This window comes from Microcystis sp. M53598_WE2 (assembly GCF_030067735.1).
In the GTDB taxonomy this organism is placed as follows: domain Bacteria; phylum Cyanobacteriota; class Cyanobacteriia; order Cyanobacteriales; family Microcystaceae; genus Microcystis; species Microcystis aeruginosa.
The window spans coordinates 1-2,039 of record NZ_JASJFE010000592.1; the positions used below are offsets into that span (position 1 = coordinate 1).

General features: G+C 41.7%; 2 protein-coding genes and 2 pseudogenes. 3 read left to right on the plus strand and 1 reads right to left on the minus strand.

What is annotated here, in order from left to right:
• Nucleotides 1–807 (minus strand): arsenosugar biosynthesis arsenite methyltransferase ArsM (gene arsM, locus PX636_RS11975; RefSeq protein ID WP_288117337.1); only part of this gene is annotated, 807 nt, incomplete at its 3' end.
• Between arsM and PX636_RS22895 the strand changes: the two are divergent.
• The 3 genes and pseudogenes from PX636_RS22895 to PX636_RS11985 form a co-directional block, all read left to right on the plus strand.
• Nucleotides 807–890 (plus strand): annotated as a pseudogene (locus PX636_RS22895) (type II toxin-antitoxin system RelE/ParE family toxin); the annotation flags it as partial. The gene arsM and the pseudogene PX636_RS22895 sit on opposite strands and share 1 nt — an antisense overlap.
• Before the next feature lie 342 nt (nt 891–1,232).
• Nucleotides 1,233–1,796 (plus strand): hypothetical protein, encoded by a 564-nt coding sequence (locus PX636_RS11980; RefSeq protein ID WP_288117339.1) that lies wholly within the window; start codon nt 1,233–1,235, stop codon nt 1,794–1,796.
• Nucleotides 1,793–2,039 (plus strand): annotated as a pseudogene (locus PX636_RS11985) (IS4 family transposase); the annotation flags it as partial. The gene PX636_RS11980 and the pseudogene PX636_RS11985, both read left to right, overlap by 4 nt.

The window sequence follows — 2,039 nt, forward strand, 5'->3', positions numbered from 1 at the left end:
AATAGCAGTTTTGCCGGTAAAAATACAGGCCCCATCTTCGGGAATAGCTACTTTAAAAGCCACGGAATCCAAACTTTCTAATAGGAGCGGCTCGGCTAAATTATAACTCTGACAGTCCAGTAAACGATAGGGACGACGGGCCCGAATTTCTACCTGACCATAACCAGCAGCGATCAACTGTTGAATATAATCATCGTAGGTCAAGGCCCCCGATAAACACATAGCGCGTAAACGCTGATCTTCTTGCAAATGTTCGGGAATTGGACGAGGGGCGATCGGATCGCTCATCAGTAAACGTCCTCCCGGTTTTAAGACGCGAAAAGCTTCCCGTAAAGCTAACTGTAAATCGGCTGGTTTAAAGATATTAAAAAGACAATTCTGCGCCACTACATCGACGGAGGCATCCTCCACCGGCAATTCAAAGGCGGAACCATCTCTAATTTCCACAAAATCGAGACTAAACCAGGGATTTTCCAGCAGCGCTTCGCTGAGATTTCTTTGGGCTGCCCAACGCATTTCTGGCACTGGATCCACCGCAATGACTCCCCCTGGACGACGGGAAAAATAGGCGAATTGCAGTGCTTCTAAACCACCACCCACACCCACATACAAAACCCTGGGAGAATTGCCTAATTCATTGGCCTGCACCGTCGTGCCACAACCATAGTTCATCTCTTGCATAATGGCAGGGATTTTTAACCCCGGTAGTTGCAAAGGACTGCTGTGGACACAACATAGCCCCACTTCGGGAGTTTGGGCTACTTCGCTGTAAAATTTGGCAGTAGCTTCCAGATAAGTCATTTTCATCCTTTAAACTCCTTTTCTCTGATCAATTCAAGGACCGACTTCGCATCCTCGCCCAACGCTATCGTAGCATTCGTACTGACCTATAAACGCTTAAAATGCGTCTTAGTTTATCTTGATGCTCCGAGAACTCGAATATATAGCGTTTTTCAGTCTGCTGAGGTACAAAAGTGATGGGTTTTAGGCACTCATGCAAGAGGCAGAAGGCAAAAGGGAAGAAAAATAGGTGTACCTCACTAGCTTAGGAAATGCTATAAATCTTCTTCGGCCTGTTGATAAGAGGTTTTGGCACAAGCACCTGACAGGGGGACAAGCCAGCTGAAAAGCTTATGTAGCATGGAATACAGACACAGACTTCCAAAAAAGATAAGTCATATATAGTAAATATGACCTAGAGAACAAAAATGATAAGTGAACTATACCAGAAAGTGTTAGAAAATGAACTGGGGCGAGCCAGATATCTACTGTTGTTAATGATAGTTGGAACCTGGCAAATACTAAAGCAAGCCAAGTTAGAGATATTAGCAGAAGCACTACCAATACCAATCCTGTTTGAGATTCGGCGAAAAAAACTAAAAAGATTTTTAAAGCTGGAAATTCTGAATATTGAAAGAATCTGGTTTCCCTGCCTAAAAGAGATGTTAAAACAGCAGGAGAGATTCACAATAAAAGGATTAGTATATATTGCCATAGACCGAACGAGTTGGAGAGCAATTAATATCTTGATGGTGAGTCTAATTTATGACAAGAGAGCCATCCCAATCTATTGGGAGATATTGGATAAAAAAGGAAGTAGTAATCTCGAAGAACAGCAGCGAGTATTGGGGAAAATATTGACGGTGCTATTAGGTCATAAAATAGTGGTGTTAGGAGATAGAGAATTTTGCTCGGTCAGTCTTGGAAAGTGGCTTCAGAAGCAGAGTTTGTACTTTTGTTTAAGACAAAAAAAAGTACAAATGTCAAGACAAAAGAAGGAATTTATCAAGAAATGAGAGAGTTAGGTTTAAGTCCAAGAACTCAACTATTTTTGAATGATGTCAATATTACAAAAGAGCAGGGATTTGGACAGTTTAACTTAGCTGGCAAGTGGAAAAAAAACTATCGGGGTTTTCAAACAAAAGAACCTTGGTATATTCTGACAAATTTTGGGGATTTAGAGACGGCAATAATTGCCGATCAAAAAAGATTTGATATTGAGGAGATGTTCCGAGATTTTAAGTCGGGAGGCTATAGCT